Origin of the sequence: Streptomyces sp. H27-H1 (assembly GCF_026627445.1) — a bacterium.
Taxonomy (GTDB): Bacteria; Actinomycetota; Actinomycetes; order Streptomycetales; family Streptomycetaceae; genus Streptomyces.
The window spans coordinates 80,451-102,789 of the sequence record NZ_JAPNLJ010000022.1 but is presented as its reverse complement, the minus strand read 5'-3'; the positions used below and the strand labels follow the sequence as shown (position 1 = coordinate 102,789).

22 protein-coding genes are annotated in these 22,339 nt (G+C 67.2%); 15 read left to right on the top strand and 7 right to left on the bottom strand.

Annotation, left to right across the window (positions count from 1 at the left end):
- Both OTB20_RS23810 and OTB20_RS23805 read left to right on the top strand, forming a co-directional pair.
- Window positions 1–212 (top strand): hypothetical protein (locus OTB20_RS23810; RefSeq protein ID WP_267820440.1); only part of this gene is annotated, 212 nt, incomplete at its 5' end.
- A gap of 533 nt (window positions 213–745) precedes the next feature.
- Window positions 746–1,171, top strand: a complete 426-nt coding sequence (locus OTB20_RS23805; RefSeq protein ID WP_420716476.1) for an IS5 family transposase — start codon at window positions 746–748, stop codon at window positions 1,169–1,171.
- Window positions 1,172–1,568: 397 nt separating this feature from the next.
- On the opposite strand, the gene OTB20_RS23800 is transcribed toward OTB20_RS23805, so the two are convergent.
- The 3 genes from OTB20_RS23800 to OTB20_RS23790 form a co-directional block, all read right to left on the bottom strand.
- Window positions 1,569–1,853, bottom strand: coding sequence for a hypothetical protein (locus OTB20_RS23800; protein ID WP_267820439.1), 285 nt, complete (start codon window positions 1,851–1,853; stop codon window positions 1,569–1,571).
- Between the two features lie 382 nt (window positions 1,854–2,235).
- Window positions 2,236–2,358: a hypothetical protein gene (locus OTB20_RS23795; protein WP_267820437.1), complete on the bottom strand. Its 123-nt coding sequence runs from the start codon at window positions 2,356–2,358 to the stop codon at window positions 2,236–2,238.
- A gap of 331 nt (window positions 2,359–2,689) precedes the next feature.
- Entirely contained in the window at window positions 2,690–3,100 is a 411-nt protein-coding gene (locus OTB20_RS23790; protein WP_267820435.1) for a hypothetical protein, read from the bottom strand.
- Window positions 3,101–3,786: 686 nt separating this feature from the next.
- On the opposite strand from OTB20_RS23790, the gene OTB20_RS23785 reads away from it, so the two are divergent.
- The 10 genes from OTB20_RS23785 to OTB20_RS23740 all read left to right on the top strand — a co-directional run bounded on the left by OTB20_RS23785 (window position 3,787) and on the right by OTB20_RS23740 (window position 15,327).
- Window positions 3,787–4,362: a hypothetical protein gene (locus tag OTB20_RS23785; protein WP_267820433.1), complete on the top strand. Its 576-nt coding sequence runs from the start codon at window positions 3,787–3,789 to the stop codon at window positions 4,360–4,362.
- A 181-nt stretch (window positions 4,363–4,543) separates the two neighbouring features.
- Window positions 4,544–4,951 carry a hypothetical protein gene (locus OTB20_RS23780; protein ID WP_267820431.1) on the top strand — a complete coding sequence of 136 codons (408 nt, stop codon included), beginning with the start codon at window positions 4,544–4,546 and terminating at the stop codon, window positions 4,949–4,951.
- Window positions 4,948–6,117, top strand: a complete 1,170-nt coding sequence (locus OTB20_RS23775) for a hypothetical protein (RefSeq protein WP_267820430.1) — start codon at window positions 4,948–4,950, stop codon at window positions 6,115–6,117. The genes OTB20_RS23780 and OTB20_RS23775 overlap by 4 nt, the downstream gene beginning before the upstream one ends.
- Window positions 6,118–6,690: 573 nt before the next feature.
- Window positions 6,691–7,032 (top strand): hypothetical protein, encoded by a 342-nt coding sequence (locus tag OTB20_RS23770; protein ID WP_267820429.1) that lies wholly within the window; start codon window positions 6,691–6,693, stop codon window positions 7,030–7,032.
- Window positions 7,029–7,181 carry a hypothetical protein gene (locus tag OTB20_RS23765; protein ID WP_267820427.1) on the top strand — a complete coding sequence of 51 codons (153 nt, stop codon included), beginning with the start codon at window positions 7,029–7,031 and terminating at the stop codon, window positions 7,179–7,181. The genes OTB20_RS23770 and OTB20_RS23765 overlap by 4 nt, the downstream gene beginning before the upstream one ends.
- Before the next feature lie 172 nt (window positions 7,182–7,353).
- Window positions 7,354–7,545, top strand: a complete 192-nt coding sequence (locus tag OTB20_RS23760; RefSeq protein ID WP_267820425.1) for a hypothetical protein — start codon at window positions 7,354–7,356, stop codon at window positions 7,543–7,545.
- A 222-nt stretch (window positions 7,546–7,767) separates the two neighbouring features.
- Window positions 7,768–8,667, top strand: coding sequence for a hypothetical protein (locus OTB20_RS23755; protein ID WP_267820422.1), 900 nt, complete (start codon window positions 7,768–7,770; stop codon window positions 8,665–8,667).
- A 54-nt stretch (window positions 8,668–8,721) separates the two neighbouring features.
- Window positions 8,722–11,013 (top strand): hypothetical protein, encoded by a 2,292-nt coding sequence (locus tag OTB20_RS23750; RefSeq protein WP_267820420.1) that lies wholly within the window; start codon window positions 8,722–8,724, stop codon window positions 11,011–11,013.
- A gap of 44 nt (window positions 11,014–11,057) precedes the next feature.
- A complete protein-coding gene (locus OTB20_RS23745; RefSeq protein WP_267820419.1) occupies window positions 11,058–14,729 on the top strand; it encodes a hypothetical protein in 3,672 nt (1,223 codons plus the stop codon).
- 103 nt (window positions 14,730–14,832) lie between these two features.
- Window positions 14,833–15,327, top strand: coding sequence for a hypothetical protein (locus OTB20_RS23740; RefSeq protein WP_267820417.1), 495 nt, complete (start codon window positions 14,833–14,835; stop codon window positions 15,325–15,327).
- Between the two features lie 82 nt (window positions 15,328–15,409).
- Here OTB20_RS23740 and OTB20_RS23735 read toward each other — a convergent pair whose 3' ends face one another.
- Window positions 15,410–15,859: a hypothetical protein gene (locus OTB20_RS23735; RefSeq protein WP_267820416.1), complete on the bottom strand. Its 450-nt coding sequence runs from the start codon at window positions 15,857–15,859 to the stop codon at window positions 15,410–15,412.
- A gap of 19 nt (window positions 15,860–15,878) precedes the next feature.
- Window positions 15,879–16,520 (bottom strand): DNA-binding protein, encoded by a 642-nt coding sequence (locus tag OTB20_RS23730; RefSeq protein ID WP_267820414.1) that lies wholly within the window; start codon window positions 16,518–16,520, stop codon window positions 15,879–15,881.
- 8 nt (window positions 16,521–16,528) lie between these two features.
- Here OTB20_RS23730 and OTB20_RS23725 point away from each other — a divergent pair, with 8 nt between their 5' ends.
- The gene (locus tag OTB20_RS23725; RefSeq protein WP_267820413.1) at window positions 16,529–17,074 is read left to right on the top strand and encodes a hypothetical protein; all 546 of its coding nucleotides are present in this window, start codon (window positions 16,529–16,531) and stop codon (window positions 17,072–17,074) included.
- 120 nt (window positions 17,075–17,194) lie between these two features.
- On the opposite strand, the gene OTB20_RS23720 is transcribed toward OTB20_RS23725, so the two are convergent.
- Complete coding sequence (locus tag OTB20_RS23720) at window positions 17,195–18,526, bottom strand: class I SAM-dependent RNA methyltransferase (RefSeq protein ID WP_267820412.1); 1,332 nt, start codon at window positions 18,524–18,526, stop codon at window positions 17,195–17,197.
- A gap of 110 nt (window positions 18,527–18,636) precedes the next feature.
- The gene (locus tag OTB20_RS23715; RefSeq protein WP_267820410.1) at window positions 18,637–20,691 is read right to left on the bottom strand and encodes an APC family permease; all 2,055 of its coding nucleotides are present in this window, start codon (window positions 20,689–20,691) and stop codon (window positions 18,637–18,639) included.
- Window positions 20,692–20,920: 229 nt separating this feature from the next.
- Here OTB20_RS23715 and OTB20_RS23710 point away from each other — a divergent pair, with 229 nt between their 5' ends.
- Both OTB20_RS23710 and OTB20_RS23705 read left to right on the top strand, forming a co-directional pair.
- Window positions 20,921–21,589, top strand: a complete 669-nt coding sequence (locus OTB20_RS23710; RefSeq protein WP_267820409.1) for a potassium channel family protein — start codon at window positions 20,921–20,923, stop codon at window positions 21,587–21,589.
- Window positions 21,586–22,248 carry a potassium channel family protein gene (locus OTB20_RS23705; RefSeq protein WP_267820407.1) on the top strand — a complete coding sequence of 221 codons (663 nt, stop codon included), beginning with the start codon at window positions 21,586–21,588 and terminating at the stop codon, window positions 22,246–22,248. Before OTB20_RS23710 ends, OTB20_RS23705 begins: the two co-directional genes overlap by 4 nt.
- Window positions 22,249–22,339 lie beyond the last annotated feature (91 nt).

Genomic DNA, 22,339 nt, shown 5'->3' with positions numbered 1-22,339 from the left:
TTGTCTCTCATGCCACCATCCGGATCGGCTTCGCCGATCAGATGATTTCCTCTTTCAACGCTTCATCCGAACCAGCCGCGCTGATCGAACACTTCGTCATTCCCAGTCCCGGATCGGCTTCGCCGATCTCCTCCTACAGCGCGGGCAGCACAAAGCGCCGCCCACCACATGGGCGTTCAGGGGAAAGAGGTCAAGCGCGGGATCCGGCCTGAACACGGCCAACCCCGATGGGTTCAACACACAACACAGCGCCCGGATCGACGACATCGTCCGCGCGCAGTTGAGTGATTTGGGCTGAGACATTCACTTGTCTCTCATGCCACCATCCGGATCGGCTTCGCCGATCAGATGATTTCCTCTTTCAACGCTTCATCCGAACCAGCCGCGCTGATCGAACACTTCGTCATTCCCAGTCCCGGATCGGCTTCGCCGATCAAACTCGCGTTCTTCGCTGATTTACCGGCCACTCCCGACCAGACCCCCTCGCGATGTCCCCTAGCCCGGCGTTCATTTGGTCTGCTTTAGGGCTTGCCGCCAAAGGATTCTGATGGGCAATCAATGTCGGCATGGTGCGTCGTCATGAGCTGACGGATGTGGAGTGGGAGGCGCAGTCCGGGCTGTTGCCTCGGTCGTCCTCGGGACGGCCGAGGTTGGACGACGGGCGGGTGCTGAACGGATCGGGTGGAAGCCGCGGACGGGGCCGGCGTGGCGTGATGTGCCGGCACGGTACGGGCCCTGAAGGACCCTGTACACGCGTTTCCGCAGGTGGGCGCTGGACGGGACGTTCACGCGAATGCTGGCCGCGGTCCAGGCCGAGAAGGACGCGACCGGTTACATCGACTGGCTGGTGTCGGTCGACTCCACGGTCACGCGGGCCCATCAGCATGCCGCGGGCGCCCGAAAAGAAGGGGCAGGGCAGGGGGGCGAAACATGTGATCACGCCCTGGGACGATCCCGAGGCGGACTGACCACGAAAATCCACCTGGCCCGCGACGGCCGCGGCCGGCCTCTCGGCTTCGTCCTCACCGGCGGCAACGCCGCCGACTGCACCCGCTTCGAGGAGGTCATGGACACCATCAAGGTCCGCCGGGCCGGGCCCGGGCGACCCCGAACCCGCCCCGACCACGTCCTGGGCGACAAGGGCAACAGCTCCCGCAAGAAACGTGCCTAACTGCGTAAACGCGGGATCGGCAACACCACCCCCCGAACGCCGTGACCATCCGGAATCCGTGATCTTGGCCCCACCGTGCGTTGCGGTGATGAACCAGACCACCAGGGCCATTGCGAAGACGAGGAATGACGGACGGCACGACACCGAGCCGGCGGATCAGGGTGAAAGACTGCCGCGGCACCGGGCGGAGCGGAAGGTGTACCGATCGCCCGGAACCCGGGCGGTCACCCAGTCGAGCTGGCCGGGCTCGATCGGGACCGGGTGCTGCTCGCCTGTCGCCGGGTCGGCGGCTGTGGCGATCACGGGCGCTGTGCCCTCCGCGGGTCGGTCGGGTATCCGTCGGCCCGCTCGGCGAGCGCCTGGGCGAAGTCGGCGGCGGCCGTGGTGGTCTCGGTGCTCAGGCGTCGGCTTTCGTTCGCTCGGCGATCTCTTCTTCGAGTAGGTACGCCTCGCCCCACGGGTTCAGCTCCTCGACGGGGCGGCCGTTCCTGATGTCGCGCAGCCGTTCGCGGCGGCGGTCCTGGACGTAGCCGCGGCAGCGCAGAGCGTTGTGACGGGAGGTGGGCCAAGCCGAGGCGGTCGCGCACCACCCGCAGTGCGGCGTGCGGGTCAGGCTGCGCCAGGTGGCGAGGGTGAGCAGAGTGGCGGCGCAGCCGAGCAGCGCGCCGATCGCGAGCATCATGTCGGTCTCCGTCCTTCGTGGTGGTGTTGGCGACGGAAGGCGCCGGCGGCGGCATCTTCGCTCGGGTCGTATGTGAGGTCCTCGGGTGCCTCCTGGACCTTGCGGTTCGCGGTGGTGGCAATGCACCACCGGGATGGGTGCACAGCCTCGGTGCTGACCGGCTGGACCAGCGCTTGCTGCGCCCTGGCGGGTCGCACCCCAGGCAGCGCCAAGGTCTGGGTAGTTCGCGCCGTGCATTCCGGCGATGGCCGCAAAGTCGTCGGCGAGGCGCTCGGCCTCGACCATGACCTGCCGCAGGGCCCACGAAACGATCGCGCCCGTGCGCGAGGGGGATGGCGATGCCTCTGCAGATCCACTTCCGGATCGACTGCGTCGATCCAGGTCAGTCACCACCCAGCCGTTGCTCGCAAGAGAGCTCGCCGATTCGGGCCACGGCTCCAGCTGGAGGTTCGTAGACCTGCGGCAGCTTGCTGATCGCGATGTCGAGGTCTCTGATCTCTGACATCCGGCAACAGCGCGGGCCGCGGCATCGCTGCTCCTTCGGCAATGAGTGTGCGCCGGAGCAGTCGTCGTACCCTTCCCCGGACTGCACGGACACGTCCCCCACAGGGTGTGGGGCTCCTCCGAGCACGAGGGCCGGCGCCGGGGGGCCGGTGGCAGGTCGGTTGCGGCGGCGTCCTTGGTCTGGCTCACTTGCCCATCCCGAAGGCCAAGCGGCAGCCGGGGCAGATGATCGAGTCGGGGACCCGGCCGGGGGTGAGGTGCGACATGTGGCTCCCGCAACTTCACCCCGCCGGTCGCCTCGAGTCGATGGTCGGGAACGGGATCTCGACCGGCTACCCGTGCCAGAAGTGCGTGGTCAGGGTGCCCTTGATCGCTGATCCGGAACCGCTCACCCTCCGGCGGCTCTCGCCCTCGTACAGCCATCCCGTCGACCCCCAGCCGCGCACCTTGCACTGGTACTCGGCCTCGGCCTCCTCAGGCGTCTTGTACGTGGTGATCGTCGCCTTATACCGCTCGCTGCGCAGGTGGTTGCACGAGTCCGACCAGCCCGGGGTGCGCACGTAGTACGGCCTGGGTCTCGGCGTGAAACCCGGCTCCGTCTTCTCGCAGCACGGCTCAAGAACACAGACGGCGAAGACGTCCACCATGAACTCGCGACGTCTGAGGAGCCCCTCCCCCTGCGCCAGGCGGACGAGCACGCGGAGAAGCTGCTGGTCGCTATAGACGACCGGACCTGGCTTCATGGGCGCGGGGACGTGCGCAGCACGTAGTCATGTCCGCCGCTCTCCTTCCGGAAGCGGACGCGCGTCAGAGTGTGGCCCCCTGCATGAGCTGCTGGTCGCAGGCGATGGAGGCGAGCACTGCGTTGAAGGTCCGAGGGAGCCGAGAAGCCCACGAACAGCCGCCCGACAGGGGCCACCCGTAGCCGACACTCGCACGGCGCCATCGCAGAGCCCTCCGGATCAGCTCTGTTGACTCCCAAGCGCCAAACAGGCCCGCAGGCACTCCGCGCGCCCGAGTCCCGCTCTGCACAGCCCCCACATCCCCTATCTAGCGACATCCTGACTCATCGCAGATCACCATTCAATGACCACTCAAATGAGATACCCTCAGAGATCGGTGGATCCAATCAGACTGGTCGGCAACAGGGGATGCGAGGCGAGAAGAGATGAGGACCTGGAGGGCGAGGAAGGCTGGACTCTCCACTGCGGCGCTGACTGCGGGCGTCGTGCTCGCTGGGTGCTCCAGCGGCAACGGCGGAACGGCCAAGGAGGCACAGCCACCGCCTGCATCAAGCCCGACCGCAAGCGCGGCCAAGGTCGCTGACAAAGCTCTCAGCAAGGCGCTGGACAAGCTCGCCTTCCAAGGCGCCGGGAGCTCCAGCGAGGACGGCGGAGCGTGCCTGGCCAGCGCAGTGCGGAAGGCGGGAATGTCGGAGAAGGCGCTGGCCTACATCGTCAAGGCCGACAGCGACGACATAGGCACAGTCATCGGCGGACTGAACAAGGTGAGCGAGGACGACGCCGCGCTCTTGGCCTCGCGGTCACTGCGCAAGGACTTCGACGGATGCATCAGCGAGGTTGTACCTCCGGACAGCGGTAGCCCCAAGGCTCAGAGCTACGCGCCGCCGGAGGCAGCCGCGAAGCCAGTGGCGGGCAAGCCGAACCTGGAGCCGGCATACCCAGTCCGCGCGGATCAGCCAGTCAGCTCGTCCATCGAGCTCACCAAGGGCCTGGTCTCGATGTTCTCCTCCTACGCCCGTGACGAGAGCCAGAAGAAGACCTACGCGGCGGCCGGCCAGTGTCTGTCGACCTCGGTGTACAAGGCAGGCTTCAGCCAGGAGGCGCTGCACTTCTTCGCCGGCGGTGCGCCGCTCGGCACCGGGTCAATCGTCGAACACCTGCCGAACGACAAGGACAAGGCGATCTGGCAGTCCCCGATGTTCACCCAGGAACTTGTCGACTGCACGACGAACGCGACGTCAACTCCCCTGCCCGCCTCCTGAGCGGGCGCCCATCAGACAGAGGACGACCGGCTGTGGCAATGCGTGGCGAGGGGGGCGATCGGGCACTTCTTCGACTCTACCTATGCTCAACAGGAAACATAGAGAGTGGCAGATGCCTTACCCACTAGCGTCGATAGGGCGACTTCACGGATTGGCAAGGCAAGGCATGGAGAAGCCGCAGATGACTGCCGCACACGAGTTGGAAAAGACGACGCAACCTGTGCGCGGCACGAAGAAGAAGCTGCCGGGCGGGACACGGAGCAGCAGCGGTGGCCGCCAAGGCATGTTCGTCCGGCTGAGCTCGGACGACAGGCAGCGCGCGGAGTACTGGGCCGACAAGCGCGGGTTCTCCTCGGTGAGCGAGTACGTGGCCGAGGCGGTGGTCGAGAAGATCCGGCGCGAGAACCTCGACTATGACCTGCCGACCCTGGAGATCGCGCGGCTCAACGAGCTCGTCGATCAGGTCGCGGCGCTGGCGACGAACTCGGCGAACCTCGAACGCGTCGTCACCACGGGCTTCGACTCGCTGATCGGGCTCACCCGCGGCGACAACTACCTGCTCGACGAGGAGGACGGTGAGCTCGTATGAGCCGGGACTTCGCAGAGATGCTGGAGGCGGCCACGCCCACCGACGAGGTGATGGATGTGGACACGTCCTTCCTCGACGCCTACCGGCGTGGTGGGAGCGAGGAGCTGAAGCGCGTCCAGGCTCAGGCCGCACCGCCTGAGCCTGAGGCGGCAACACCCGAGCCGGAGGCGCGGTTCGATGAGACCGGCGACATCGACTCCCCACTCGGGGGTGAAGGTCCGCAGGCTGATCTCGATGGGGAAGCCGAAACAGATCGCCCGAACCTGGAGCCGGACCGCGAGCCCGACGTTGGCGACTCCGAGCGGGCAGGTCGATCCAATCAGCGCGGTGGCGCCGGCGGCGGACAGAACACCGCTGACGGGGTGCTCCCGGGCGGTGTGCCGGCGGGTCCTGCGGCCGATGCCGTTTCCGCTCCCGGGGCACAGCCGGATGTGGAGGGCGCTGCGACAGCCGAAATCTCTGCTCATGACGGCGTCGCCGGACCGGACGAACCCGAGCGGGTGGGGCCCGGATCGCAGCAGTTCACCGGTGATCAGGGCGCCGTGCAGAGCGCGCCCTCGAAGGGGGGCTCGGGCAGTACAGCCGAGACCGCCGCGCTCCCCCAGTCGGGCTTCCGGCTCGTCGGCGTGCAGAGCCAGCCGCACATCAAGGCGCTGCCCGACAGCGTCATGAACGCGCTGCGGGAGCAGCTGCGAGCAGCCGCAGTCCGTGAACTGGGCGTGAGCGACAGCGCCGCTCGGGGGTTCAGCCGGCGGCTGAGCCAGGGCACGCTGGTGATGGCGTTCCTGTTGGCACAGCTCGACCTGCAGCTTGATGCCGATCCTGCCACCGAGCGCGCCGTGGAGCTGTTCCGCTCCCGCGACCCGCTGCTGGGCGGCGTGTTGACACGGTTGATGAGGATCGAGGCTGTCGAACGCGAGCGGGAAGGGTTGTTGCGCAAGCTGCGTGACGAGCTGGGCGAGGTGCGCCAGACCAGCGCGGTGATCGAGCAGGCGCTCGCATACTCCATCGCCGACCGCACGGAGAACTTCCTGCGGGGCTCGCACAACCTTCATGACGCGCCGATCACGCACAAGGAGGCGATCCATCTCCGGGACATGGCCCGTGAGGCGACCAGGAAGCAGTTGAGGCTCGAACGCGAGCGGGAAGGGCGGCCGTTCCGATGACCGCGACGAGCAGGGAGAAGCTCTTTCCCGTCCGTCAGCGCTGCAAGGCGTGGGGTTGCCGGGTCTCTGCGTCCAGGACCCGGGTGTGCCTCAGCTCGTACTGCACTCCGCGGTGTACGGGTATGGTCGCGCCGGCCTCGCGCCCCGAGGACGCGCCGCGCGGATGGCGGACGCAGCGCGAAGGGGAGTGGGCATTCAAGCGCCGCTACCGGAGCGAGCAGGAGATCCCCTCGAAGCTCCGGGAAGACGCGTCGACGCCGGCGAAATGAGCTGGAGGCTCCTGCCGGGCACGCGCATCGGCGATCTCGGGCTCACCGAGAAGGTCTACGCCGACATGCGCGACATCGCCGCCGGGATCGCGACCGCCGAGGAGCGCCTGGCCGTCGTCGCCGACTGGGTGCGCGAGGGCATCGCCGCGATGACGAAGAACGCCTCGTCCATGCGCGCCAAGCTGGGCCTGAAAGAGCAGGTCGGCGCCGCCCGCGCCGAGGGCGTGTGGCAGGCCGCTCCAGGTGGCCCGACGAAGGTCGCCTTCGGAAGGTCTGGTCGGGCCACGAGTTCAGCGATGACGAGGTGGCAAAGCTGCTCGCGGGCGAAACCATCTTGTGCGAGGCGGGGCCGAGGGAGAACAAGCCCTTCCCGGCCACCGGTGCGCTCGGTGTCGGCACGTTCAAGGGTCGCAAGTTCGTCGGGTTCCAGCCGGAGGTGCCGGACAAGCCGACGTGGTCTGGGCGGACGCTCACGCCGGCGGAGGTCGCGGTGCTCTTGGCGGGCCAGGCGCTGGAGATCGACGACTTCGTCAGCGCGCGGACGGGCAGGACTTCGGTTGCAAGGTCACCTGGGACGCGAAGGCCAGGAAGATCACCCCTGATTTCGGCTCCGACGACGAGCCACCTCGGTCCTGGTGCCAGGTGACATTCACCGAAGCGCAGCGCAAGGACCTGGCGGCCGGTAAGCCCATCCAGGGCACGGGCTTCGTCTCGGCCATGGGCAGGACCTTCGACGCCCGCATCTCCTGGAAGAAGGAGGGCTGCAAGAAGAAGATCGTCCCGTCGTTCGGTTGATGTCGGCCGGGCACTGACGAGTAGCAGCGGGTCCCGGACCTCGGGGCCCGCTGCCGCCATTTCACGACAGGAACGAGGATGCGATGGGAACGATGCGCGAAATCGTGCAGCTCGACGACTTCAGGATGCCGGCGCGGCATCCGCAGCGGGATCCGTCCGGGCTCTGGAGGGTTTGAACGAGCAGCTCGCCCTGCTGAGCGAGCGCCTGCACCACGAGGCGCTGGCGGTCCCGGGGCCGGTCCAGCGGCTCGTCACGGCCACGGCCGGCACCCCGACGCTCGACCAGCGCGGCTCCGCCGATGCGTTGGCCGTGCTCGGCCTAGGCGACGACGTTCCGCGCTTCGAGGCGGAAGCGATGGACTGAGCGCCACCGCTTCCGCGGTCCGACTGGTCTGTCAGCCGCCCAGACGACACTCGATGACCCGGTTCCACCAGTCAGACTCGCTCCACGCCACCACCCGAGCCCCTTTCGCGCTCGTTTTGAATGGCTTATCTGAGATAGGATGCCATTCGCGTGCCTCATGTATGAAGACTTCTCGATAGGTCGAGCAATGGCCATTGCGGTCGCAAGGGGGATGGGAGATTCATGGCGAAGCTGTCCTACAAGGTGCCAAGTTCGCTGAACAGGAGCTTTCTGGATCACGAGATCACGCTCAGCAAGGGCGGCTGGGCGGCGAAGCCCTCCCCGATCAAGCAGCTGCTCTTCTTCGCTGGCGGCATCCTCGCCCTGCTCTGGTTCAGCACGTCGACGTTCGTCGCGAGCTCGGGGCCAGTCGCCATCGCAATCTTCGTCCTCTGGGGACTAGCGGCGATCGCTTACTTCGGCGGGCTGATGAAGACGAAGGAGCTGCGCATCATGCGGGTGCCGGCCTTCCTTGCGTATCTGCCCCGCACAGCCCGCCACGTCCTCACCCGTCGCAGCTCGAACCCCACGGACTTCTACTCGATCGTCGGCATCGACGGGATCGACGAGGACGGACTGATCCGTTTCTCCGACGGCGGCGAAGGCCGGGTCTACCTGGTCGTCGGCTCAGCGAGCTATCTGCTCTTCGACGAGGACCGGATCGGGATCCTCGACCGGGTCGACTCCTTCTGGCGCAAGGTCGAGACAGCCTGCGAGCACAGCTTCATCACAACGAAGGAGCCGCAGCGGATCTACCACCAGGTGGCGAACCTGGAGCAGCGCAACCAGGCCCTTCAGATCCGTGACCCCGATCTGATCGAGCTGCAGAACGAGCAGTACGACATCCTCACGCAGCACGTGGGCGGGAAGTTCCCCTCGATCCACCAGTACCTGCTGCTCAAGGGTAGGAACACCGACGCACTGCGCAAGGGACACCAAGTCCTCCAGGCCGAGGTCGGCGGCTCCACCCTCATGATCAAGGAAATCACGATGCTCGACCGCGAGGAGGCCGAGCCGATGCTGCGGGTCTTCTACCAGGGCATCGACGACGAACTGCTCGATCTCAAGGCGTCGCTGAACTGACAGCGCCAGGCCGACCCACACGACGAGGAACGAACGAAGGACACCGTGGCGCTGATGACGAAGGTCCGGGCACAGCTCGGCATCCCGGGAAAGAAGCCTGACGAGACGAATGAGAGCGCGGAGCTCCTGGTCGGTGATCTGCCCGCGGACGACGCTGCTCAGGCTGAGGGCGTGCGGAACACCGCGGCAGCTCACGGCGTGGCCGACGAAGCCGCCGAGCCGAAGAAGAACTGGTGGCAGCGTCGCCGGGAGGTGAAGCACCTCCAGGGCACATTCGACGCCTATCCGCATCTGCTCGCGCTGAAGCCGAAGGAGAAGTACCTCTTCCGCTCCGACTACTTCGAGGTCGACGGCTCGGTCGCCTGCATCCTGGCGTACTTCCACGACGACGCCGCGCACGACAACTTCGGCGCCTTCTGGGGCATCGATCGGATCCCGGACGGCCTGGACGAGCGGGTCACCGCGGTCGTGCTTGAGCAGGTCAAGCGGATGGACGACAAGTGGATCGACTCCTATACGAAACAGTCCGAGAAGCTGGAACGGCTCGATGCCAACGAGCAGGAGGAGACGGGTACGACCTCGTCCAAGCGCAAGGCCGCGAAGATCTCCGGTGACCTCGGGGTCACGATCGGAGAGCTCCAAGACGGCGCGAGCTACCTCTCGGTGCACAACCGGCTCCTTCTCAAGGCCCCGGACCTTACGACCCTGGACGACACGATCGACCGGGTCACGCGCCTGTACATCGACCGCTTCGGCACGCTGCAGGCTGCGCCCTACGCCGGCGAGCAGCGCCAGGAGCTCTCGAGTCTGTGGAAGAACAACGAGAAGAAGAAGGGCAAGGGCTTCCACTTCACCTCGACCGAGCTGGCCGGCTCGTACTCGCTGGTGACCAACGGCCTCAACGACAAGGGCGGCGAGTACGTCGGCTACATGGTCGGCGACGTCAACAACAGTGCCGTGCTCATGGACGTCAACGCCTACGACCACCACGTGATCGTCGCCGACGCCACCCTCAGCGAGTACCTCGACCGCCAGCGGGTGGCCAACATGTGGTGTTCGAAGATCTCGCAGGCGACGCTGCTGAACAATCGCCAGGTCGTCCACCTCGTCCTTGACGGGGCGAACCTCGACAAACTCGGCCCGAGGTTCGAGCGGCTCACCTCGCGCGTGAACCTGAACCAGGGCGACGTGAACATGTTCGAAATGTTCGGCGAGGAGGAGGACGAGTTGACGGTCTTCTCCGCGCAGATGGAGAAGCTCAAGCTGATGTTCGAGCAGCTCTACGAGAGCACCGATGGTGCCGTCGGCTCGATCATCCGCAGTGCCCTCGAAGACACGGCCACGGACTTCTACATCGATCAGGGCATGTGGCGGCACAACGCCAAGGAGCAGCGCAACCGCCTGCGCGTGGTGAACATCCCGCACACCCAGGTGCCGCGTCTTCAGATGTTCGTCTCCTACCTGGCGACCGCGCACAAGGCGCTGTTGAACTCCAGCAAGACCGACCCGGACCAGCTGCGCGCCTACAACGTGCTCAGAGGCATCGCCAACGCCATGCTGAGCACCAACGGCGACCTGTTCAACAACCACACGGCCTTGGCCGTCGACGGGGTCCGGGATTCGCGGCGCGTGGTCTACGACTTCTCGCGGCTCATGCGCCGCGGCAAGGGCGTGGCGATGGCGCAGCTGGTGAACATCGTCGGCTTCGCCGTCGGCAAGCTGGGGCTCGGCGACACGGTGATCATCCACGGCACCGAGCACATCGACGACCGGGTGAAGAAGTACCTCAGGGACCAGTTCGACCACATGCACGAGCGCGGCGGCCGGGTGGTCTACAGCTACAACGACGTCGACAAGATGCTGGCCGACAGCGACTTCAACAAGTTCGACGCCGCGGACTACACGCTCTTCGGCCCGATGCGCGACAAAACCGTGGCGGAGTACCAGAAGCAGTTGCACCAGCGGATCCCGCCGGATCTCGCCCAGCTCATCACAACCAAGGACGAGAACCTCACGTACCTGCGCCGGGGCGTATCCAACGTGGTCTTTCACCTGGATCTGGCACTGGGGATCAACCCCTACCGCGAGGCCCAACGCAGGCAGGTCCGACGGGAGGCGGCCAGGGCCGAAGCGGCGGCGCGGATGGACTCGATCATGCACGACAAGCCGGCACCGGGCGCGAACCTCACCAGCATCCGGAAGCACAGCGAGGGCGACCGCGGTGAGGCTGACGCGGGCCAGGCTGACGCGATCAAGCGCAACGACGGCAAGAGCCTGCGGCAGCCCGAGAACAACGCAAAGCGACCAGCGGCAAGGCCCAAGTCCAAGAAGCTGGAAAAGACATGAGCGAGGTCAGCACTGATACGAGGACGAGGAGTAGAGGAGAGAGCATGAACGGGACGATCACGGCAGTGGCGAGGCTGCGTGCCCGCGCCGGCCACAGCGTGGGGGCAGCCCGCCCGGGCAAGCTCGCGCACGGGCTCGCCCTCATGCTCCTGGCGGCGCTGCTCGTGCCGGTCTTCATGTTGGCGACGTCTTCGCCGGCGTCTGCGGACGACAAGGAGGAGCGCTACAACTACAGCCTCTACCAGCTGGCCTCGAACGCGAGCTCGTACTTCAGCGAGAAGAACTCGCCGCAGAACGACAAGGGCATGCACGAGAACTGGAAGCCGGTCACGTCCAGCCCGGCTTCGGGCGGTTCTATTCTCGGCTACACCGACCCGGAGTTCAGCCTGGGCAACATCGTAGGCTGGTTCTTCGCCGAGGTGTCGGGGTCCTCGCAGACCGTCACCTACGAGACCCTGGCCGCGAAAGACGGCAAGGGCAACTCCAAGTACTCGGGCATGCTCGACTACGCGCACTTCGGGGCGGCCAACAACGACCTTGGCCTGGACACGATGTCCTCGGGCATCGGCGGCGAGATCGTGAGCGTGATCGGGGGGTCGATCATCTGGGTCCTCTACGCCTTGGCGCTGGCGGTCGGCACGCTGTTCTACGTCATCATCCAGTTCCTGAAGCTCATCAACCCCTTCCTGTGGTTCTACAGCGCGGTGGCGGCGGTAAATCCGACTTTTGCCGAGGGTATGACCGGAGGCGATACCGGAGGCGGCGCGCTCTCGGGTCTGCAGCACTGGATCAGCGGCTGGTACGGCTTGCTCGTCGACATCTCGTGGCAGGCACTCGTGCCGATCTTCATCGGCTTCCTGCTCATCGGCCTGGTCATGTTCAAGAAGATGGACCGGGGCTCGGCGGTCAAGAAGCTCATCGTGCGCGTCGTCTTCATCGGCGTCGGCCTGCCCCTCGTCGGGTCGATGTACTCCGGTGTGCTCGGAAAGTTCGACGACTCCGTTCTTGGTCAACACGCCGGCCCGACGCGTGTCGTGCTGAGCACTTACGTCGACTTCGAGGCGTGGATGATGAACGACCGCCTGGGGATCCCGGACCAGGCAACTGTTTCCTGGAACGATGACCAGGCTAGCCCGGACGCGATGATGGCTGTGCGCACGAGTGCGCTGGCGATCAACAAGCAGTCCCACGGGGCGACGTTCAACGGCATCAACATCGGGACGAAGGCCAAGGACGCCGAGTCGGCTTGGAAGGACGGCACCGTCTCCGTCACCGAAGGCCGTGCCTCGGACGACTTCAAAGCGGTGTTCTCGACCTTCGGGATCATCGGCAAGTACATCGCGAGCAACGAGATCGCAGCCTCCGACTTCGAGTCGGGGATCAAGAGCTCGATCACGCAGCTGGACGAGAGCTCGGACACCAAGAAGCTCTGGTTTGTCGACGAGAAGAGCTACGGCGACGTGAAGGAGTTCGGTGAGGAAGACGGGCCGAAGCCCGTCGATCACCCCGTGATCTCGGCCGACGGCACGGGCTTGACCTCCTCTCGTCCCGGGAAGGATTCGACGGTCTTCACGACGACGGGGACGAAGAGTGGCTGTGGCTTTACGGTGGGCAAGACGCCCTCCTCATGCAACCTGTCTCCCCTGGCGGCGTACAACTACCTCAACACCGGGTTCAACCCCAGCTCACTGGCCATGTACTCGTCGAACAACGCCACCAGCGGGTTCACCCGCGAGAGCCACATGGCCGTCAGCCAGGTGGGCACGGGGCCGGCGAAGTTCATGTACTGGAGCAACTCGGCCACGGTCCTGGGCTCCATCGTCCTGCTCGGCTTCTGGTACGCCATCGGCATGCTGGCCGGGGCGATCAAGCGGACCTTCGGCCTGGTGGCCGCCGTACCGTTCGCGACGCTGGGTGCCATGCAGGCGATCGCCAAAGTGATCGTCTACTCCACGGCGATGATCCTGGAAGTCCTCGTCACGCTGTTCATCTACCAGTTCGTCTCGGAGTTCCTGATCTCGGTCCCGGACATCTTGGCCGGCCCCGTGTCGAGCTTCATGAGCCCGGGCGGCCTGTGGGGCAGCGCTGCGCTCGGCGGGATCATCGTGGTGGTCCTGACCCTGATCTCCTCGCTGGTGATCATGGGCATCACCGTCGCCCTGCTACGGGTGCGCAAGACAGTGCTGCAGGCGATGGACGAGGTGGTCACCAAGCTCGTGGACAAGTTCCTCGAGACGAACAACACGCCGAAGCCGGACAAGGGTGGGCTGATGCCCGCTCTGGCCTCGGGTGCGGGGGCTGGCGCGGGTATGGCCATGGGCAACAAGCTCGCCAACGGATTCAACAACAAGACCAGCGGTCCGGCGTCCCCGAACACGGGCAAGCCCACAGGCAAGCCCACGGGCAAGACGGCGCCGACGAACGCTGGCGGCACGAACGGTGACGCCGTGGAGTTGACGTCCGGTAAGCAGCAGCTGACCCTCGAAGGTGGCGGGCAGGACGGACCGGATGGCCCGAACAGTCCGGTGCTGGATGGTGGTCCTGGTGGTGGTGGCTCCGGCGGCGGCAGTGACGGCGTCAAGGCTCTGCCGGGCGGCATCGGCCCCGCTGGCGTTCTGAGAACTCCCGGTCGCGACGGACAGACCGACAAGGGTGGTCCGCTGCAGCTGACGAGTGGCGGAGCGGGCAGCTCGCGCTCGGACAAGCAGACGGCGCAGAGTCTAGGCAACCAGGGTGGCCTGTCGAACCTCGGGTACAGCGCAGACGGCCACAAGGTCATCCGCGGTGAGGTGCTCTCCTCGTTGACGGAGCCGTCGAGTTCTCGTGGTGAGGCTCAGGGCCAGAGCGGCGCCGGCGGCGCAGGTTCTGTCCCGACCAGCGGAAACGGTAAGGCTGTCGCCGGTCAGACGGGATCGACGCAGTTCGGCACGGGTCCACAGGGTGCGCAGAACCAACAGGGCGGCAACCAGCAGGGCGGCAACCAGCAGGTTGCACCGCGGCGCTTCAGCGGCGACGCTGCGCCTGCCCCGGATCCTGCTCCGGCGCACTCGGGTGCGCCGAGCACGCGTCCGACACGCTCCGCTCAGGGCGCCCCTGCCCCGGCTCAGGCTAAGGCTCAGGCTCCGGCGCACTCGGGTGCGCCGAGCACACGTCCGCAACGCTCCGCTCAGGACACCCCTGCCCCGGCTCAGGCTCCGGCGCACTCGGGTGCGCCGAGCACACGTCCGCAACGCTCCGCTCAGGACACCCCTGCCCCGGCTCAGGCCCGGACCCCCGTCCGGCCGCCGGCACGGCAGGAGCAGGCCGTGGCGCAGGCGAACCGTGACCGGCCGCTGCCCGTCATCAACGCCCGCGGCGACGGCGCCTCGGCTCCGAGGCAGCCCGGGGCCGGTGCTCCGGCTGTGGGTCAGACTCCGGCTGCGCCTGGTGCGCGGACTCCGGCTCGGACACATGCAGCGCATCGGCCGGGTTCGATCCAGGCGTCGCCGCCGCGTCAGACGCCCGCCCCGTCGGCTCGTGCTCCGCGGCCGCCAGCTCCTGCACCGGCTCCTGCACCGGCTCCTGCACCGGCTCCTGCACCGGCTCCTGCACCGCGGCAGGCTCCGGCTCCGCGTCCGCCTCAGGTTGCCGATCCGACCCCTCACAGCGTGGGGACACCGGAGCCGCGGCAGCGGCCGGCCGGTGGCCCCCGCCGAGGCCGGCGCGAGGAGGACTGATCGTCCGATCGAGGGCGAGCGTGGAGGCCTGACGCACCCGGTGAGAACGATCATCCTCACCGGGTGCGTCGCCCTTTGAGCAGCGTGAGGAGAAGGAGGGGGCATGAGGCTCGGATCGAGGCTTCGCGGCGAGTTCCCGCGTGGCTGGTGGAGCTCGGCGCGATGGTGGGTCACCGGGATCCGTGAGCCGGCACTGAGTACTGCGGCGGCTGTGGCTACCGCGGTGTTCGTCGGCGAGATGGTGCGCGCCGTACGGCATCGTGACGAGCCGAGGACCCTGGCGCGTCTGGTCGGCTCGTTCGAGGAGTACGTGTCGGGCCTTCTGGTCAACGGCGCAGGCTTGGGCGTTTTGGGCACCATGGAGATCGAGAATGATCTGCCTGTGGTGCTGATGGTGCTGCTGACGGGGTGGTGTCTGTCCAACATCGGCGTCACCGCCGTGGTGTTCGTCGTGGTGGCCCAGTCGCGGATTCGGAGGCCAGAGGCATGGGCCGAGCTCGATTTCGTCGAGCGGCATGCCACGAAATACGGCCGGCCGCCCGAGACGATCGAGGAATACCGGGCGCTGCAGCTTCAGGAGTGGACGTCAGAGGCTTGACCAGCCGAGGAAGGACAGAACCCCGTGGACGCGATGCCCACGGGGTTCTGCGCTGCTTAACCGGCCGAGCGGGACGTCGACGCTACGTCCCGCACTTGGTCTTGTAGCCGTCCAGCAGAGCCTTGCCGGCATCCGAGTTGTCACGCACGTACGCGCTACCGCTGATGCTGATCGAGGTTTCGCTGGTTGAGATGGACTCGCTGCCGGTCCGCTTGTTGCGGCTGTCGTCTCCGGCGACCGTCCAGATGATCTGGGACTGATCCTTGTTGAACTCACCGGTGCTGGTCACACCCGGCTTCTCGTAGACACCATCGCAGTTGTACTCATGATGCGAGACGTTGTTGCCCTTGACGACCAGCTGGCCGAGGTTGGACGTGCGGTTGACGTCCTTGATGTAATAGGTACCGTCGAGCTTGCTGGCGCCGTCGCTGCTTCCGCTGCAGGCCGTGAGTATGAGTGAGCCCGCGGCCAGGGCCGCGACGGACACGGTCATCTTGGCCCGCGTCCTACGTACAGTGCTGGTGATCCTCATGGCGTTCTCCCTTCATTCGTCATGGAAGTCGGTTCGATACAGAAGGCCAGTCAGAATAACCTATGGATAGGCGACTTTGGCGGACCGGGACCGTCTGTCGGGTGCCTTCTCGGAGGTTGTCGAGCCGATGCTCAGTCAGCGCTGGCGCGAACTCGGCATGATTGAGGGCGTGTTCGCCGTCTTGGATGCGCCACTGCCGACGCTGCACGGGCGGGGCAACTGCTTCTTGGACTGCCAGGTCGCCGAGTTCACGCAGCTCTGCGCACTCTCCTTGCAGCCGTTCCTCGCGGTGTGCCGACCTGACCCTGAGGCGGCCGGCCCGCTCTTCCCACCTGCGCACCCGCGACGCGCGGTCGAGCCTGGTCTTCCCCTCGATCCAGGCACGAAGCTCGGTTGGGTCGACGTCACTCGGGAGCCCGGCGGCGAAAGGCCCCGCGGGTTCCGGCATGTCGATAGGGATGTGCGACAGCAGCACCGCGGGGGTCGTGTCGAGCGCATAGGCGATCGCGACGAGATCGTCGACGGTCACGGGGCGAGCACATCGCTCCATCTCCGCGAGGGCGTCGGCTGAGATCGGGTGATCGAGCGTCAAGAGCACGTGGGCCAGCTCGTCGATGGTCAGCTCGCGCAGCCGGCGGTAGTGGGTGATGGCGTGGGACACAGCAAGGGATGTTCACGACCATGCGGCCTGCCGAGTTCTACGCTCTGCGCCGCGAGTTCTGCCACCCGAACTGGCCGACCTTAGACCCCGACCTCGAACGGCGGAAAGAAGCCCTGGAGCGCTACGGGCCAACGGCACTGCCCGCGCTGCGCGTCCAGTGGCAGTTCCAACGCGAGTTCGGCAAGGGGCCGGTGAAGCTCTTCCCGCCGAAGTGCGAATCTCATCGAAATCTCTCCCTCCCCGGATTCATCGCGGAGCTGCGCACGGCGCTCCTCGCCATCCATGACCACGAGTACCTGTTCCCAGCGATCAGCGGCGGGCTGCTGGCCAACACACACTGCAGCCACTCCTACTGGCGGCCGGTCTCGCGCGGGCGACCAGCCTCCGAGGAGTTCGCGAGGATTCGCCCGGGCCAGCCCCGCTGGCCATCTCCCGCCGCCCCCCTTCCAGAGGTCCCTGCGACCGCGTACGCCGGGAAGCGGCTGTACCTGCTTCGCCAAAGGGCGCCCGCAGCAAGATCACGATCTGCTGCGGGGCGCGCCTTCCACGCCTGACGGCTCGTCAAGCATCGCCGACGGCGTGCGTCAAACGTGCGTCACGAGCGTCGAATCAGCGTCAAGATATCGCCCACAACACACACGGCGCACATAACGCACACTGCCCTAACGTGCAGGTCAGAGGCCCTTTCCAACGGGCTCAAGGATCGCGACGCACTCGACATGATGGGTCATCGGGAACAGGTCGAAGGCGCGCAGGGTGCGGACCTTGTAGCCGTTCTCCTGGAAGTAGCCGAGGTCGCGGGCCAGGGCTGCCGGGTCGCAGGCCACGTAGGCGATGCGGCGCGGGGTGAGGGCGGCGATCTGGCGGACCGTCTGCTTGCCGGCGCCCGCGCGGGGCGGGTCCAGGACGACCAGGTCGCACTCGGTGATGCCGGTCTTCGGGAGGATCTGGTCGACCTTGCCCTGCTCGATGCGGACGCGGGGGAAGTCGGCCAGGTTGTGCTTGGCGTCCTCGACGGCGCGCTTCGTGGACTCGATGCCCAGGACCGCGCCGGCCTCGCCGAGGCGTTCCGCGAGGGCGCCCGCGAAGATGCCGACGCCGCAGTAGAGGTCGAGGGCCATCTCGCCCTTGCGCGGCATCAGGCCCTGCATGACGGCCTTGATCAGGGTATCGGCGGCCTGGGGGTGGACCTGCCAGAAGCCGCCCATGCCGACGCGGTACGTACGGCCGTCCGCGCGCTCGCGCACGAAGGGGCGGCCGTGGACGCGGTGGATTCCGCCGTCCTTCTCCTCGACCCGCAGGACCGAGACCGGCTTGTCGAGCTCGACCAGCGGGAGGCGGCCGCCCGGGCGGGGGGTGAGGACGACCTGGCGGTCGCCCGAGCCGGAGGCGGCGATGGCCTCCACCGTGGCCATCTGGGGCCAGTCCTGCTTCTCGATGCCCAGCTCGCTGACGCCCGGGGCCGCGATCATGCAGTGGTCGACGAGTTCGATGTCGTGCGAGCGGTGCTTGCGCAGACCGGCGTTGCCGTCCTCGTCGATGGCGAACTGCACGCGGGTGCGCCACTGTGGGACCTGCCCGGCGGGCACCTTGTCGCCCTCGGCGGGCATGACCGTACCGTCCCAGCCGGCCTGCTCCGGGGTGAGCCCGGCGAGCCGCAGCAGCTGTTCGGCGATGACCTCGCCCTTGAGCCGGCGCTGGGCGCCCGGCTTGGCGTGCTGCCAGTCGCAGCCGCCGCACTTGCCCGGGCCCGCGTACGGGCAGGGGGCCGGGGTGCGGTCCTTCGAGGGGTCCAGCACCGTGACGGCGTCGGCGCGCAGGAAGCGGGAGTCCGAGTCACCCTCCGTCACGCGGGCGACGATCTTTTCGCCGGGCAGCGTGTGGCGGACGAACAGGACGCGTCCCTCGGCGGTACGGGCGATGCAGTGACCCCCGTGCGCGACGGGGCCGACCTCGACCTCGTACTCCTCCCCGACCAGTGACTGCTTCTCGTTCTGCTCCGTCATGGTGGGGAGGCTCCAAGGCTAAGTAAGGAAGGCGAAATGCTGAACGGCCGGACGACCGACCCACCAGTTTACGTGGATCTCGTCCGGCCGTTCGCCACCCCGGCCCGGGGCTACTTCGCCGCCGGGTCCTTCGGACGCGGGCGCGGGGTGTCGACGGGGCCGCGGCGCACGGCGCCCGGGGCGTTCCACTCCGCGCGCTTCTTCGCCCGCTTCTTCGCGAGCTCCGAGGACTCCAGCTGGTACGGCACCGAGGTGACCATCACACCGGGGGTGAAGAGCAGCCGGCCCTTGAGGCGCAGTGCGCTCTGGTTGTGCAGGAGGTGCTCGTACCAGCGTCCGACCACGTACTCGGGGATGTACACGCTGACGGCGTCGCGCGGGTTCTCGCTGCGCAGGCCCTTCACGTACTCGACCACCGGGCGGGTGATCTCGCGGTACGGGGAGTCGAGGATCTTCAGCGGGACGTTGATGCCGCGCCGCTCCCACTCCTCGCGCAGCGCCTTGGTCTCGACCGGGTCGACGCTGATGCTGAGCGCCTCCAGCTTGTCCGAGCGGGTGAGCTTGGCGAAGGCCAGGGCGCGCAGGGTGGGCTTGTGGACCTTGGAGACCAGGACGATGGAGTGGACCCGGGAGGGGCGCACGCTGTCGTCGCTCGGGCCCTCGGCCGCGGCGATCTCCTCGGAGACCCGGTCGTAGTGCTTACGGATCGCGCTCATCGTGCCGTAGAAGATCAGCATGCCGAGCAGGGCGACCCAGGCTCCGTGCGTGAACTTGGTGGCCAGGACGACGACCAGCACCATGCCGGTGAAGAAGGCGCCGAAGGTGTTGATCGCCCGGGACCGGTGCATCCGGCGGCGGGCGGCCGGGTCTCGCTCGGCGCGCAGGTGGCGGTTCCAGTGCCGGACCATGCCGATCTGGCTCAGCGTGAAGGAGACGAAGACGCCGACGATGTAGAGCTGGATCAGCTTCGTCGAGTCGGCGTCGTAGATCCACACCAGCAGTATCGCGGCGCCCGCGAGCAGCACGATGCCGTTGGAGAAGGTGAGCCGGTCGCCGCGGGTGTGCAGCTGGCGCGGCAGGTAGCGGTCCTGGGCGAGGATCGAGCCGAGCAGCGGGAAGCCGTTGTACGCGGTGTTGGCGGCGAGGAAGAGGACGAGCGCGGTGGCCGCGGCGAGCACGATGAAGAGGAAGCTGCCGTTGCCGAAGACGGCCTCGGCGACCTGGGAGATGACCGGGTGCTGGACGTAGCCGGCGCCGACCGGTGCGCCGTTCTCCAGCAGGTCGGTGGCGGGCTTCTCCGCCATCTTCACGTCGGTGGCCATGGCCAGGCCGATGATCCCGCAGAACATGGTGACGGCCAGGCCGCCCATGAGGGCGAGGGTGGTGGCCGCGTTCTTGCTCTTGGGCTTGCGGAAGGCGGGGACGCCGTTGCTGATGGCCTCGACGCCCGTCAGCGCCGCGCAGCCGGAGGAGAAGGCGCGCAGCAGCAGGAAGACCAGTGCGAAGCCGGCCAGCCCCTGGTGTTCGGCCTTGATCTCCAGGTCGGCCGTCGGGGCGGCCATGGTGTCGCCCATGACGAGGCCGCGCCAGGCGCCCCACGCGATCATCACGAAGACGGCGCCCACGAACACATAGGTCGGGATGGCGAAGAGGTTCCCGGATTCCTTCACGCCGCGCAGATTCATCAGCGTGAGTAGCAGAATCATGACGATCGCCGAGAGCACTTTGTGCTCGATGACGAAATCGACGGCGGAGCCGAGATTCTCGACGCCGGAGGAGATCGACACGGCGACCGTGAGGACGTAGTCGACGAGCAGGGCGCTCGCGACGGTCAGCCCGGCCCTGGGCCCGAGGTTGGTGTTGGCGACCTCGTAGTCACCGCCACCGCTGGGGTAGGCGTGGACGTTCTGCCGGTAGGAGGCGACGACGGTGAACATCAGCACCACGACCGCGACGGCGATCCAGGGGCTGAAGTGGTACGCCGACACACCCGCGATCGAGAGGACCAGCAGAACCTCGCCCGGGGCGTATGCCACCGAGGAGAGCGGGTCGGACGCGAAGACGGGAAGGGCGATCCGCTTGGGAAGGAGTGTTTCCCCGAGGCGGTCGCTGCGTAGCGCCCGGCCGATCAGGATCCGTTTGGGCACGTCGGTCAGTTTGGACACGCAAGGGATCGTAAGCGTTCGATATCGGCCTGACGAACCCCCCACCCCTATCCGCACCGAAGTCTCACCGGATCCAGGGCGAAGACACCCCCGGACACCCCGCCTCCCGCCCAAATGGTCACACTGGTGACCGCCCGTGTGTAGCTTGGGCCATGGTCTGAGACCCTGTTAAGCCAGAGCAGCAATGAGGCTGGAATCCAGCGATCCGCTGACAGCCGGAAGGACGGCCGTGCACATCGTCATTATGGGCTGCGGAAGAGTGGGCTCCGCCCTCGCGCAGACCCTGGAACAGCAGGGGCACACGGTCGCGGTCATCGACCAGGACCCCACCGCATTCCGCCGGCTGGGAGCCGGATTCGGCGGCCGTCGCGTTACCGGAGTCGGCTTCGACCAGGACACCCTGCGCGAGGCCGGCATCGAGGACGCAGGCGCCTTCGCGGCGGTGAGCAGCGGTGACAATTCCAACATCATCGCCGCCCGGGTGGCCCGTGAGATGTTCGGCGTCGAGAACGTCGCCGCCCGCATCTACGACCCCAAGCGCGCCGAGGTCTACCAGCGTCTGGGTATCCCCACCGTCGCCACCGTGCGCTGGACGGCCGACCAGATGCTCCGCCGGCTGCTGCCTTCGGGCGCCGAGCCGCTGTGGCGCGATCCGAGCGGCGGTGTCCAGCTCGCCGAGGTGCACACCTCCGCTGCCTGGATCGGCCAGAAGGTCAGCCAGCTGCAGGAGGAGACCGGCGTCCGCGTCGCCTTCCTCACCCGGCTGGGCGAGGCCATGCTGCCGACATCGGCGACCGTCCTCCAGGAGGGCGACCTCGTCCACGTGATGATGCGCACGGACGAGATCGACAAGGTGGAGGCGTCCTTCGCCGAGGGTCCTGAGGAGGCACACGCATGAGGGTCGCGATCGCCGGAGCGGGCGCGGTGGGCCGCTCCATCGCGGGCGAGCTCCTGGAAAACGGCCACGAGGTGCTCCTCGTGGACAAGGCGCCGACCGCCATCTCGGTGGAGCGGGTACCGCGGGCCGAGTGGCTGCTGGCCGACGCCTGCGAGATCACCTCGCTCGACGAGGCGGCGCTCCAGCGCTGCAACGTGGTCATCGCGGCCACCGGTGACGACAAGGTCAACCTGGTCGTCTCGCTCCTCGCCAAGACCGAGTACGGGGTTCCCCGGGTCGTGGCCCGCGTGAACAACCCGAAGAACGAGTGGCTCTTCAACGAGTCCTGGGGCGTCGACGTCGCCGTTTCCACCCCGCGCCTGATGTCGGCGCTGGTCGAGGAGGCCGTCAGCGTCGGCGACCTGGTCCGGCTGCTGCGCTTCAGCCACGGCGACGCCAACCTCGTGGAGCTGACCCTGCCCGCCGACTCCCAGGTCGCGGGCAAGCAGATCAGCGAGATCACCTGGCCCGAGGACACCTCGCTGGTCACGATCATCCGGGGCAACCGGGTGCTCACGCCGCACGGCGAGGAGACCCTGGAGCCGGGCGACGAGCTCCTCTTCGTGGCCGCCCAGGCCCGCGAGGAGCAGCTGGAGGACCTCCTGCAGGCCGCGGACTGACCTGCGGCCCCGCTGAACCGCCGAAGGGGCGGCTGACCATCGCGGTCAGCCGCCCCTTCGCACATCCCGGCTACGAGGCTGCGCGGCGGTG